Origin of the sequence: Nocardiopsis potens DSM 45234 (genome assembly GCF_000341105.1) — a bacterium.
Classification (GTDB): domain Bacteria; phylum Actinomycetota; class Actinomycetes; order Streptosporangiales; family Streptosporangiaceae; genus Nocardiopsis_A; species Nocardiopsis_A potens.
In genome coordinates, this window is record NZ_ANBB01000002.1 from 186,372 (window position 1) to 198,862 (window position 12,491).

The window sequence follows — 12,491 nt, forward strand, 5'->3', positions numbered from 1 at the left end:
GCCGGCCGGACCGGCCGCCCGCCTCCCCGATGCCCATCGCACCCCGTCCGCCGAAGGCGGACCCCTCGGGGCGGCTCCCCGCCGGCGGCGAGGGGCACGGCGCTGCTGCCGCGTCGCGCGTCTTCGCGCATCCGTCCGGCGCCGGGGCCGGGCCGGGGCGCATGGCCGCGCGAGGCCGCCGCCGGTGGTCGAGGGAGCGCACTGCGCGGCGGCACCGCCGCGCAGTGCGGGGCGCGCACCCGTCCGGCGCCGGGAGGGCCGGCGCCGGACGCCGGTCCGCCGACCGGGCTCCAGCGGGGCGGCGGCGTCCGCGGTCGCGGGGCCCGGCGGGGTGCGCCGGGGGCGGGGGCCACCGGCGCTATCCTCGGAAGAGGCGGTGCGCGCCGTGCGGGCGCGCCGGGGCAGAGCCCGACCGCCCACCCGTTCCTCTCCACCCTTCTCCGACGCGAGGCGATGCCGACGTGACCGACCGCTCCCGCTCCCCGTACCGTTCCGGACGCCGAGGGCCCGGCAAGGGCGGCGGGCAGCCGGGCCGGCCGGCCCCCGCCCCCGGGACGGCGGTCCGCAGGGTCGCCTACGACGTGCTGCGGGCGGTGCAGGAGCGCGACGCCTACGCCAACCTGCTGCTCCCCGCCAAGCTCAAGGACCGCCGCCTGGACGGGCGGGACGCCGCCCTGGCCACCGAGCTGACCTACGGCACCCTGCGCCGCCAGGGCACCTACGACGCGATCCTGGACGCCTGCGTGGACCGCTCGCTCTCCTCGGTCGACGCCGAGGTGCTGCCGCTGCTCCGGCTCGGCGCGCACCAGCTGCTGTCCACCAAGATCCCGCCGCACGCCGCGGTGAGCGCCACGGTGAACGTGGCCCGCCGCGCCGTCGGGCAGCACCGGGCCCGGTTCGCCAACGCGGTGCTGCGCAAGGTCGGCGCGCGCGACCTGGACGCCTGGACCGGCATCGTCGCCCCGGACCGGGCCGCCGACCCCGCCGGCCACCTCGCCGTGGTGCACAGCCACCCGCGGTGGATCGTCGAGGCGCTCGCCGCGGCCCTCGGGGACGACCTGGCCGGCGGCCTGGCCGAGACCGAGGCGCTGCTCGCCGCGCACAACGAGCGCCCCGGCGTCACCCTGCTGGCCAAGCCGGGCCGGGCCTCCGTGGCCGACCTGGTCGAAGGCGGCGCGCAGGCCGCCCGCTACTCGCCGCACGCCGCCTACCTCCCGGAGGGCGACCCGGCGCTGGTGCGCGAGGTCCGCCAGCGCCGCGCGGCGGTGCAGGACGAGGCCAGCCAGATGGTCGCGCTGGCGCTGGCCCGGGTCCGGGCCCAGGGCGCCGACGCCCGCTGGCTGGACGCCTGCGCCGGCCCCGGCGGCAAGTCGGCGCTGCTGGCCGGGCTGGCCGGGCGGCGCGACGCCCGGCTGCTCTCCGCGGAGGTCCAGCCGGCCCGCGCCGGCCTGGTCGCCTCGGCGGTCGAGCGGTCGGTCCGGGACGCCGCCCGCGTGGTGGTGGCCGACTCCACCCGGCCCGCCTGGCGGGACGGCGCCTTCGACCGGGTGCTCGCCGACGTCCCCTGCACCGGCCTGGGGGCGCTGCGCCGCCGCCCGGAGTCCCGCTGGCGCCGCACCCCGCAGACCGCGGGCGAACTCGCCCCGCTCCAGACGGCCCTGCTGGAGCGCGCGCTGGACGCCGCCCGCCCCGGCGGCGTCGTCGCCTACGTGACCTGCTCCCCGCACCTCCCGGAGACCTCCGGCATCGTCGAGCCGGTCCTCGCGGCCCGCGCCGACGCCGAGCTCCTTCGCGCCGCCGACCACCTGCCCGAGGTCGGCGACGTCGCCGCCGGCCGGGACGGCATGTACGCGCAGTTCTGGCCGCACCGGCACGGCACCGACGCGATGTTCCTGGCCCTGATCCGGAAGCGGGGCTGACCCGCCCCGCTCCCGCCCTCCCGGGTCGCCCTCGGCGCCGCCGCTGCCTCGACACCGGTCGAGACGGCGACGGCGCCGAGGTCAGCGCGGGGCGGGACGGGGGAGAGCCCTCCGGCGAGGATCTACACTCTGGGGCGTGGCGATCCAGATCTCTCCCAGCATCCTGTCCGCCGACTTCGCGCACCTGGCAGACGAAGCGGCGGCCGTCGAGAACGCGGCCGACTGGCTGCACGTCGACGTCATGGACAACCATTTCGTGCCCAACCTGACCCTCGGCCTGCCGATCGTGGAGTCGCTGCTCAAGGCGGCGAAGCTGCCGCTGGACTGCCACCTGATGATCGAGGACCCGGACCGCTGGGCGCCGGCCTACGCCGAGGCGGGCGCGGGCAGCGTGACGATCCACGCGGAGGCCGCCAAGGCGCCGGTGCGCACGCTGCGGGCGATCCGCGCGGCGGGGGCGCGGGCCTCGCTCGCGCTGAACCCGGCCACCCCGCTGGAGTCCTACGCGGACCTCCTCCCCGAGGTGGACATGCTGCTGCTGATGACGGTGGAGCCCGGGTTCGGCGGGCAGAAGTTCATCGACCTGGTGCTGCCCAAGATCCGCAAGGCCCGGGAGCTGGTCGGCGGGCGGGACGCCGCGGTGTGGGTGCAGGTCGACGGCGGCGTCGCGGCCGACACCATCGAGCGCGCGGCCGAGGCCGGCGCGGACGTCTTCGTCGCCGGCTCGGCGGTCTACGGGGCGGAGAACCCGGCCGCCGCGGTGGAGTCGCTCCGCGCGGCCGCGGAGAAGGCCGCCGCCGGCTGACCGGCCGCCCCTCCCCGGCGATCGCGGTGCCGCGGGCCGGTCAGAGCGCTCTGACCGGCCTGCACCGTCTCGGCCACCGCGCCGGGGCCGCCGCGGGTCCGGCCCCGGGAAGCGCCGGTCCGGCCCGTGCGCGGCGGCGCGGGGAGCGCCTTCGGGGCGCGGGCCGCGGCGTGGACTAGGATCCCTGGGAACCGCTTGGTCTGGAACCGGTGCCCGGGAACGGGGGCCGGGAAGGCGCGCTCCAGGCGACGGTCGGCCGGTGTCGGAACGGAAGGGGCCGCAGGAGCGCGCAAGCGTCCGATCGGGCCGGGGCGGACGGGGGACCGGACCGCCCGGGGCCCGGTGCGGGGCCGGTGTGCGCCCGGGCGCCCCGGAGTGCGCGGAGTGTGCGGATGGACGTGGTGTGGGGCGCCGAATCGGGCGCCGTCCGGTGGGTGCAGGGGTGGGGCTCCTGGCTGGAGCCCCTCATGCAGGCAGTCACCGCCCTGGGATCGAAGGCGCTGTTCGTGGCGCTCCTCCCGCTGATCTTCTGGAGCGTGCACGCCGGGCTCGGCGCCCGCCTGTCCCTGGTGCTGCTCGGGTCGGCCACCGTCAACTCCGTCGCCAAGGCGCTGCTCTGCGCGCCCCGGCCGTACTGGTACGACCCCGGGATCAGGCCGCTGTCCACCGAGTCGACGTTCGGCGCCCCCTCCGGCCACGCCCAGCTCTCCGTGACCTTCTGGGGCTACCTGGCCGCGCAGTCGGCCCGGCGCGCGGTGCGGGCCGGCGCCGCGGCGCTGATCGCCCTGGTCTGCCTCTCCCGGATCTACCTCGGCGTGCACTTCTTCAGCGACATCGCGCTCGGCCTGGCGCTCGGCGCCCTGCTGCTCTGGGCGGCGCTGCGCTACGAGGAGGCGCTGCTGCGGCGGTGGCGGGCGCTGTCGCTGCCGGTGCAGACGGCGCTGGCGGTGGCCGCGTCCGCGGTGCCGGTCGCGCTGGTCGCGGCCTACCAGGCGGTGCTCCGCGCGGGCTGGTCGGTGCCGGAGGAGTGGGCCGGGGCGGTGCCGCCGGACGTGGCGGGGGAGGCGCTGGCGCACACCGGCGCGCTCGGCGGCGCCCTGCTCGGCGCGGTCGCCGGCTTCACCGTGCTGGACCGGCGCGGCTGGTACAGCGCGAGCGGGTCGCTGATCACCCGCGCCGCCCGCTATGTGACCGGGATCACCGGCGTCCTGCTCATCCTGGCGGTGGCTCGCCTGGCCCTGCCCGACACCGCCGGCGCCGCCGGCGAGTACGCCCTCTACCTGCTGATCTCGCTCTGGGCGGCGCTCGGCGCCCCCGAGCTCTTCGTGCGGCTGCGGATGGCCGACCGGCCGGACGGCGACCGGGCCGGCGCAACTCCCTGAGCGGCCCGCCCCGGGCCCGGGAACCCCGGCGCGGCAGGGGATCCCGGGCTCCGAGGCGGGGCGGTGCGCACCGGCGGCCGCCCCGCGCACCGCCCCCTCCGGCCGGTTCACCAGGGGCCCCGGTGAACGCCGGGAATGCGCCGGCGTGGCAGACTGTTCGACCAAGACGTAGTCGAAACGCGTGCTCCGGGGTCGGTGAAAATCCGAACCGGCGGTGACAGTCCGCGACCCGGCCGAAGCCATCGGCCGGTTGAACCGGTGGAATTCCGGTACCGACGGTGAAAGTCCGGATGGGAGGCAGTACGCGTGGGACCGGTCGGCCCCTCTCGGCCCGGTAGGGCGGGCGGCGGCGTACCGGTTCTTACAGCCGGCGGGTGAGCCCGCCGAGCCGAGAACCCCGGAGCCTGACAAGGTTAGGGGTTCGGAACCGGATGTTCACCGGAATCGTGGAGGAACTGGGCGAGGTCGCCGAGATCACGCCCTTCTCCGACGCTCACGGGGAGTCGGCGCGGATCACCGTGCACGGCCCCCTGGTCACCTCCGACGCCGCACACGGCGACTCCATCGCGGTCAACGGCGTCTGCCTGACCGTCACCGGGGCCTCCGGCGGCGCGTTCACCGCCGACGTGATGAAGGAGACGCTGGACCGCTCCTCGCTCGGCGCGCTGCGCACCGGCTCCCCGGTCAACCTGGAGCGCGCCGCCAGGGCCTCCGACCGGCTCGGCGGGCACATCGTCCAGGGCCACGTGGACGGCACCGCCGAACTGCTGGAGCGCACCCCCGCGCAGCGCTGGGAGACGCTCCGCTTCTCGCTCCCCGGCCACCTCGCCCGCTACGTCGCGGAGAAGGGCTCGATCGCGGTCGACGGGGTGAGCCTGACCGTCGCCTCGGTCGAGGACGCCGCCTTCACGGTGAGCCTGATCCCCACCACCCTGGAGCTGACCACGCTGGGCCGCACCGCGGTCGGCGGCACGGTCAACCTGGAGGTCGACGTCATCGCCAAGTACGTCGAGCGGATCGCCTCGGCCGGCGCCGCGTCCGCCGCCGACGCCGCCGGAAGGGGGCGTGCCTGATGGGCGGCGCGCACACCGGCGTGTGGTGGCTGGAATGGGCCTACGCCGGATTCACCCTCTTCGGCGAGCACGTCCGCTGGGCCGACCTGCTGGGCAACATCGCCGCACTGGCCACCGTCGCGCTGGCGGTCCGCCGGTCGATGTGGACCTGGCCGGTGCAGCTGACCGGCGCGGTGCTGCTGTTCGCCGTCTCCATCGACGCCCACCTCACCGGCAACGCCCTCAAGCAGCTCATGTTCATCGGCCTGGTCGCCTACGGCTGGACCCGCTGGGCGCGGGCCACCAAGGGCGGCGCCGACCTGAAGGTCCGCCCGGCCACCGGGCACGAGCGCGGCCTGCTGCTCGGGCTGCTGCTCGGCGGGACCGTCGCGGTGGCGCTGCTCTTCCAGGCCACCGGGGCCTCCTGGGCGCCCTGGCCGGACGCCTTCATCTTCGTCGGCAGCGCGATCGCCACGTTCGGGCAGAGCCGCGCCCTGATCGACTTCTGGTTCGTGTGGATCATCGTCGACCTGGTCGGCGTCCCGCTGGCGCTGATGTCCGGCCTGTGGGTCAGCGGCCTGGTCTACAGCGTGTTCTTCGTGCTCGCCGCGGCCGGCATCCGCGACTGGGTCCGGCAGTACCGGCTCCGCGAACCCGGCGCGGCCGAGGCGGAGGTGCGCACATGACCCCGCCCCGCGCCGCCGAGGCGCCCCGCACCGCACCAGAGGCCCCCGCACCCGGAGGAACGATGACCACCGCCGCACCGGACGCCCCCGCGCCCGCCCCCGTCCGCCTGGACGCCGTCGCCGACGCGATCGCCGACATCGCCGCCGGCCGCCCGGTCGTCGTGGTCGACGACGAGAACCGGGAGAACGAGGGGGACCTGATCTTCGCGGCCGAGGCCGCCACCCCCGAACTGCTCGCCTTCATGATCCGGTACACCTCCGGCGTGGTCTGCACCGCGATGACCGGGGAGGACCTGGACCGGCTCGAACTGCCGCTGATGATCGCCGCCAATGAGGACCGGATGGGCACCGCCTACACCGTCACGGTGGACGCCCGCACCGGCGTGACCACCGGGATCTCCGCGGCGGACCGGGCCCGCACCATCACCCTGCTCGCCTCGGCCCGCAGCACCGCCGCCGACCTGGCCCGCCCCGGCCACGTGCTGCCGCTGCGCGCCCGCCCCGGCGGCGTGCTGGCCCGCCGCGGCCACACCGAGGCCGCGGTGGACCTGGCGCGGTTGGCCGGCCGGCGCCCCGCCGGGGTGATCGCCGAGGTGGTCAACGACGACGGCACCATGGCCCGGCTGCCCCGGCTGCGCGAGTTCGCCGACGAGCACGGGCTGCGCCTGGTCTCCATCGAGCAGCTCGTCGCCCACCTGGAGCAGGCGGAGGGGGCGGCCCGCACCGCGGAGGCCCCGCGCACCTCCCGCGCCCGCGAGGTGGAGCGCGCCGCGGAGACCCGGCTGCCCAACCGGCACGGCGTCTGGCGGGCGGTGGGCTACCTGGGCCGGGCCGACGGCGCCGAGCACGTCGCCCTGGTGATGGGCGAGGTCGCCGACGGCGCGGAGGTGCCGGTCCGGGTGCACTCGGAGTGCCTCACCGGCGACGCGTTCGGCTCGCTGCGCTGCGACTGCGGCGAGCAGCTGGAGGCGGCGATGGCCGAGATCGCCGCGGCCGGCCGCGGCGTCCTGGTCTACCTGCGCGGGCACGAGGGCCGCGGCATCGGGCTGATGGACAAGCTGCGCGCCTACCGGCTGCAGGACACCGGCGCCGACACCGTCGACGCCAACCTGGAGCTGGGCCTGCCCGCCGACGCCCGCGACTTCGCCGCGGCCGCCGGGATCCTGTCCGACCTGGGGGTGCGCTCGATCCGGCTGCTCAGCAACAACCCGGAGAAGGAGCGGGCGCTGGAGGAGAACGGCGTCCCGGTCCCGGAGCGGACCCCGATGCCCGCCGCCGTCACCCCGGACAACCTGCGCTACCTGCGCACCAAGCGGGACCGGATGGGCCACGACCTGCCCGGGGTCTCCGCCGGCGAATGACCTCCGGCCCCCGGAGCACTCCGGGGGACCGGGACGGAACACGAGGAAGAGGACGGAAGCCATGAGCGTCACCGGACGCCCCGACGCCCAGGTGCCCGACGCGCCGGGCCTGACCCTGGGCATCGCCGCCGCGCGGTGGAACGCCGATGTGGTCGAACCCATGCTGGAGCGGGCGCTGGCCGCCGCCGAGGCGGCCGGAACCGAGCCGCCCACCGTGGTGCGCGTGGCCGGCGCGGTGGAACTGCCGGTCATCGCCCAGGAGCTGGCCCGCGGCCACGACGCCGTGGTGGCGCTGGGCGCGGTGGTGCGCGGCGGCACCCCGCACTTCGACTACGTCTGCCAGGCGGTCACCCACGGGCTGACCGAGGCCGCGCTCCGCGAGTCCACCCCTGTGGCGAGCGGTGTGCTCACCTGTGATACGCAGGAGCAGGCGCTGGCGCGCGCCGGCCTGCCCGGCGCCATCGAGGACAAGGGGTGGGAGGCGGCCGCGGCCGCGATCGACTCCGCCCTGGCCCTGCGCGCGCTGCGCGCCGGCGACCGGCGCGCGGCGGCGGCCCGCTAGCGCCCCAGGAGCAGACGGCCGAGAGCGGAGAAGCAGGAGAAGATGCCGACGAGCAGCAGTGGAGAGGCCGTGGTGGGCGAGGACACCGCCGGCGCGGGACCGCGGCTCCCCGTGGTGTACCGGCCCCGCAACATCAGGATCGTCGCCTACGGGTCGGCCGTGCTCCTCATCGCCACGATGACGGTGCTGGCCGCCATGCTGCCCCCGGACTGGAGGCTGCAGGACCGGGTGGGCCTGGTGCTGATGGGGCTGGTGTTCGCCGGGGTGCTGCACCTGCTCGGACGCCCCAGGCTGATCGCCGCGGAGGACGGCGTGACGGTGGTCAACGGCATCCGAACGCACGTCCTGGAGTGGGCGGAGATCGTCGACATCGCGATGCGCGAGGGCGAGCCGTGGCCCTCGATGGACCTCTCCGACGGCTCCACCCTGGCGGTCATGGGGATCCAGAGCAACGACGGGCCCCGGGCCACCGCCGACCTGGATGCCTTCAAGGAGCTCCTGGAGCAGCGCGGCGAGGCGCAGGAACCGGGCGCCTGACGGGGGCCGGGGGAGTTCCGGGAAGCCCGGTGCGGGCGGGCCGAACCGGTCGGGTGCGCCGCGCGTCACACCGGGTATGGACGTCCGGACCCGCAGAGAAGGCCAGACCCGCCCCCGGCGCGGCACCGTCGACCTGGCGAGCCTCGTGTTCTGGACCGCGGTCGTCGCCATCGCGCTGATCGCGTTCCTGCCGACCTGAGGCGCACGCACCGGCCGCGGCGCTCCGCAACCGACCCCGAAGAGCCGACCCGAGGACCGGCCCCGCTCCCCGAGAGCGGGGCCGGTCCCGTTTTTCCCCGCCCCCGCCGAGACCGGCACCGGCCGAGCCCCCGACGGACGGCCGGCCGTCCGGCCGCCCGGCCGGTCGGGAACGGAACGGGGACCGGCCCCTGTCCCGGAGGAGGGCGACCGGTCGGCACGGGACCCCGGAACACGTCCCGGAACGGCCGCGGACGCCCCTGCCCCGTCCGGCGGGGAACCGCCCGCCCCGATCCGGACCGGCCGGGCGGCCGCGGCCCGGCCGGATGCGCGGGAGCACGGGGACGCGGGCGGCGGTCCGGAGGAGATTCGGCGGGCCGCCGCCTCTGCCGTGTGGCGCGGGGCACATAGCCTGGGACATGAGTCCTCGGCCGAGAGAGGGGAACGGAATGGGCGCATTCGAGGCCCCCGACCGACCGCGCGGAGCGGACGCGCCCGCCGGCGCCTCTGCGGGCCCCCCGGGCGGGCCGGACGGCGGACCGGGGCCGGCGGACCCCGCCGCGCTCGCCGGCCTCCTCGGCGAGCAGGACTACCTCGCCGACGACGGCGCCGCCACCGCCTGCTTCCTCGCGCTGCGCATGGGGCGCCCGCTCTTCCTGGAGGGCGACGCCGGGGTGGGCAAGACCGAGCTGGCCAAGGCGCTCGCCGCGGTCCTCGGCTCCCCGCTGATCCGGCTCCAGTGCTACGAGGGAATCGACGCCTCCCAGGCCCTCTACGACTGGGACCACCCCCGCCAGCTGCTGCACCTGCGCGCGGCGCAGGCGGCCGCCCCCGAGGCCGGGGCGCCCGGCGGCCGGATCGCCGCCGAGGAGCTGGAATCCGGCCTCTACGACCGCCGCTACCTGCTGGCCCGCCCCCTGATGCGGGCCCTGGAGGCCGCCGCCGACCCGGCGCACCCGGCGGTGCTGCTCATCGACGAGATCGACCGCGCCGACGACGAGTTCGAGGCGTTCCTGCTGGAGTTCCTCTCCGACTTCGCCATCACCATCCCGGAGCTGGGCGCCGTCCGCGCCCGGGTACCCCCGCTCACCGTCCTCACCTCCAACCGCACCCGAGAGGTGCACGACGCCCTCAAGCGGCGCTGCCTCTACCACTGGATGCCGCACCCCTCCTTCGAGCGGGAGGTCGCGATCATCCGCAGGCGCCGCCCGGAGGCGCCCGAGCACCTGGTGCGCGCGGTCGCCGCGGCCGCCCAGCGGCTGCGCGACCCCGAGCGGACCGGCGTCGACCTGCTCAAACCCCCCGGGGTCGCGGAGACCATCGACTGGACCGCCGCCCTGGCCGCGCTGGGCGCCCCCGCCCTCACCCCCGACGCGGCCGCGCGCACCCTCGGCGCGGTCCTCAAGCACCGCGACGACCACGAGGCCGTCCGCCTCCGGCTGGACGCCCTGCTCGACGGGCGGCCGGAGCACGGCGCGGCGGAGGCGCCGCGATGACCGGGGCGCCGCGCCGCCCGCGCCCCGCGCCCCCGGCCGGCCCGGCCCGGCGGAGGCGGCGGTGAACGGCGCGCCGGTGCTCGGCCCGGGCGGCGCGGCCACCGCGATCGCCGGCTTCGCCCGCGCGCTGCGCGCCGCCGGCGTGCCCGCCGACACCGCGCGGACCGCGGCCTTCGCCGAGGCGCTGACCGCCGTCGACCCCGTCCGGGCCCGCGACGTGTACTGGGCCGGGCGGCTCACCCTCTGCTCCGGACCGGACGACCTCGCCCCCTACGACGCCTGCTTCGCCGCCTACTTCGGCGGCGCCCGGCCGGCGGGCGGCCGCCGCCGGCCCCCGCCGGGGCCGCCGCGCACCCCGCCCTGGGCTCCGGAAGGAGGGGAGGAGGCCGCCGCCGGGCCGGACGGCCCGCTGCACCCGGTCGCCGCCGACCGCACCGAGGTGCTGCGCCGCGCCGACATCGGCCAGCTCTCCGCGGCGGAGCGCGCCGAGGTCGCCCGGCTCGTCTCGCTGATCCGCACCGGCCGCCCGCGCCGCCGGACCCGGCGGCGGGCCCCGGCCGCCCGGGGCGCCCTGGACCCCCGGCGCACCCTCGCCGCCGCCGCGCGCACCGACGGCGAGCCGATCCGGCTCCGGTACCGGGACCGCGCCGAGCGGCCGCGCCGGGTCGTGCTGCTGGTCGACGTCAGCGGCTCCATGTCGCCCTATGCCGAGTCCCTGCTGCGCTTCGCGCACGCCCTGGTGCGCGGCCACCCGGCCGGCACCGAGGTGTTCAGCATCGGCACCCGGCTGACCCGGATCACCCGGGAGCTGCGCACCGCCGACCCCGGGCGGGCGCTGCGCGCGGCCGGCGCCGCCGTCCCGGACTGGCGCGGCGGCACCCGGCTCGGCACCGAGCTCAAGCGCTTCCTGGACGTGCACGGCGGGCGGGGCATGGCCCGCGGGGCGGTGGCGGTCATCGCCTCCGACGGGTGGGAGCGCGGCGACGCCGCCCTGCTCGGCGCCGCCACCGCCCGGCTCTCCCGGCTCGCGCACCGGGTGGTGTGGGTCAACCCGCACAAGGCCCAGCCGGGCTACCGGCCGCTCGCGGCGGGCATGGCCGCGGCGCTGCCGCACGTCGACGACTTCGTGTCCGGGCACAGCCTGGAGGCGCTCGAACACCTGGCCGCCGCCATCGCCGGCGGCCCCCTCGAAGGAGGAGGAGCACGTGCGTGACATCCGCTCGGCCGTCGCGGAGATGTACGCCGAGGGCGAGACGTTCGCCCTGGCCACCGTGGTCGACACCTACAGCAGCTCGCCCCGCGAGCCCGGTGCGGCGATGGCCGTCGCCCCCTCCGGCGAGGTGGTGGGCAGCGTCTCCGGCGGCTGCGTCGAGGGCGCCGTCTACGAGCTGGCGCAGCAGGTCATCGAGACCGGGATGCCGGTTCGGGAGACCTATGGCGTCAGCGACGACGACGCCTTCGCCGTCGGCCTGACCTGCGGGGGCACCCTGCACGTCCTGGTGGAGCCGGTGGACCCGCGCCGCTACCCGCAGCTCGGCGACGTCATCGCGGCCGTCGACGGCCACCGCCCGGTCGCGGTGGCGACCGTGGCCGGCGGCCCGGGCCCGCTCGGCGCCCGCCGGGTGGTGTGGCCGGACGGCGCCGAGGGGTCGCTGGGCGCGCCCCGGCTGGACGCGGCGGTCGACGACGACGCCCGGGGGATGCTCGCCCAGGGCGGCACCGGGACCCTGCACTACGGCGCGGACGGCCAGCGGCGCGGCGACGAGCTGGAGGTGTTCGTCCAGTCCTTCGCGCCCGCGCCGCGGATGCTGGTGTTCGGCGCGATCGACTTCGCCGCGGCCGTCGCCGACATCGGCGCCTACCTGGGCTACCGGGTGACGGTCTGCGACGCCCGCCCGGTCTTCGCCACCTCCGGCCGCTTCCCGCGCGCCGAGGAGGTCGTGGTCAAGTGGCCGCACGCCTACCTCGCCGAGATCGAGGACCAGGTCGACGAGCGGACCGCGATCTGCGTGCTCACCCACGACCCCAAGTTCGACGTCCCGCTCCTGGAGGTCGCGCTGCGCACCCGCGCCGGCTACATCGGCGCGATGGGCAGCAGGCGCACCCACGAGGACCGGGCGGCCCGGCTGCGCGAGGCGGGCGTCCCGGCGGAGCGGCTGGCCCGGCTGCGCTCGCCGATCGGCCTGGACCTGGGCGCCCGCACCCCGGAGGAGACCGCGGTCTCCATCGCGGCCGAGCTGATCCAGAGCCGGTGGGGCGGCAGCGGGCGGCCGCTCACCGACACCACCGGACGCATCCACGTCGAACCACTGGCCCGCCCGCTCACCCCGGCCCGCCGGGACGCCTGACCCCGGAGCCCCCGGCCCGGCCGCCGGAACCGCGAACGGCCGGGCAGGACGGCAGGAAGGCCGGTCGGTGGGGAGGGGCGGCCGATGGCCGACCAGGCCGGCGGACGGCCGATCTGGGCGGCCGGCGGAGGAGTAGCGGACGGGC

General features: G+C 77.4%; 12 protein-coding genes and 1 riboswitch. All 12 genes read left to right on the forward strand.

Going from position 1 to position 12,491, the window contains the following annotated elements; all coding sequences use genetic code 11:
- The first annotated feature begins 461 nt into the window (after window positions 1-461).
- Complete coding sequence (locus D459_RS0101195; RefSeq protein ID WP_017591158.1) at window positions 462-1,919, forward strand: RsmB/NOP family class I SAM-dependent RNA methyltransferase; 1,458 nt, start codon at window positions 462-464, stop codon at window positions 1,917-1,919.
- Between the two features lie 136 nt (window positions 1,920-2,055).
- Entirely contained in the window at window positions 2,056-2,724 is a 669-nt protein-coding gene (gene rpe / locus D459_RS0101200; RefSeq protein WP_017591159.1) for a ribulose-phosphate 3-epimerase, read from the forward strand.
- Window positions 2,725-3,116: 392 nt separating this feature from the next.
- Window positions 3,117-4,106 carry a phosphatase PAP2 family protein gene (locus D459_RS0101205; protein ID WP_017591160.1) on the forward strand — a complete coding sequence of 330 codons (990 nt, stop codon included), beginning with the start codon at window positions 3,117-3,119 and terminating at the stop codon, window positions 4,104-4,106.
- 177 nt (window positions 4,107-4,283) lie between these two features.
- A riboswitch (FMN riboswitch) is annotated at window positions 4,284-4,414 on the forward strand.
- A 123-nt stretch (window positions 4,415-4,537) separates the two neighbouring features.
- Window positions 4,538-5,179, forward strand: a complete 642-nt coding sequence (locus tag D459_RS0101210; protein ID WP_017591161.1) for a riboflavin synthase — start codon at window positions 4,538-4,540, stop codon at window positions 5,177-5,179.
- Window positions 5,179-5,844 (forward strand): nicotinamide riboside transporter PnuC, encoded by a 666-nt coding sequence (pnuC, locus tag D459_RS0101215; RefSeq protein WP_017591162.1) that lies wholly within the window; start codon window positions 5,179-5,181, stop codon window positions 5,842-5,844. Before D459_RS0101210 ends, pnuC begins: the two co-directional genes overlap by 1 nt.
- A 62-nt stretch (window positions 5,845-5,906) precedes the next feature.
- Complete coding sequence (locus D459_RS0101220) at window positions 5,907-7,205, forward strand: bifunctional 3,4-dihydroxy-2-butanone-4-phosphate synthase/GTP cyclohydrolase II (protein ID WP_017591163.1); 1,299 nt, start codon at window positions 5,907-5,909, stop codon at window positions 7,203-7,205.
- A 61-nt stretch (window positions 7,206-7,266) separates the two neighbouring features.
- Window positions 7,267-7,767, forward strand: coding sequence for a 6,7-dimethyl-8-ribityllumazine synthase (gene ribH / locus D459_RS0101225; protein ID WP_017591164.1), 501 nt, complete (start codon window positions 7,267-7,269; stop codon window positions 7,765-7,767).
- Window positions 7,768-7,809: 42 nt separating this feature from the next.
- Entirely contained in the window at window positions 7,810-8,304 is a 495-nt protein-coding gene (locus D459_RS0101230; protein ID WP_081620394.1) for a PH domain-containing protein, read from the forward strand.
- Window positions 8,305-8,380: 76 nt separating this feature from the next.
- A complete protein-coding gene (locus D459_RS37285) occupies window positions 8,381-8,503 on the forward strand; it encodes a hypothetical protein (RefSeq protein WP_017591166.1) in 123 nt (40 codons plus the stop codon).
- Between the two features lie 448 nt (window positions 8,504-8,951).
- Entirely contained in the window at window positions 8,952-9,998 is a 1,047-nt protein-coding gene (locus tag D459_RS30350; RefSeq protein ID WP_017591167.1) for an AAA family ATPase, read from the forward strand.
- 61 nt (window positions 9,999-10,059) lie between these two features.
- The gene (locus D459_RS0101245) at window positions 10,060-11,211 is read left to right on the forward strand and encodes a vWA domain-containing protein (RefSeq protein WP_017591168.1); all 1,152 of its coding nucleotides are present in this window, start codon (window positions 10,060-10,062) and stop codon (window positions 11,209-11,211) included.
- Window positions 11,204-12,346 (forward strand): XdhC family protein, encoded by a 1,143-nt coding sequence (locus D459_RS0101250; RefSeq protein WP_017591169.1) that lies wholly within the window; start codon window positions 11,204-11,206, stop codon window positions 12,344-12,346. Before D459_RS0101245 ends, D459_RS0101250 begins: the two co-directional genes overlap by 8 nt.
- The last annotated feature ends 145 nt before the right edge of the window (window positions 12,347-12,491 follow it).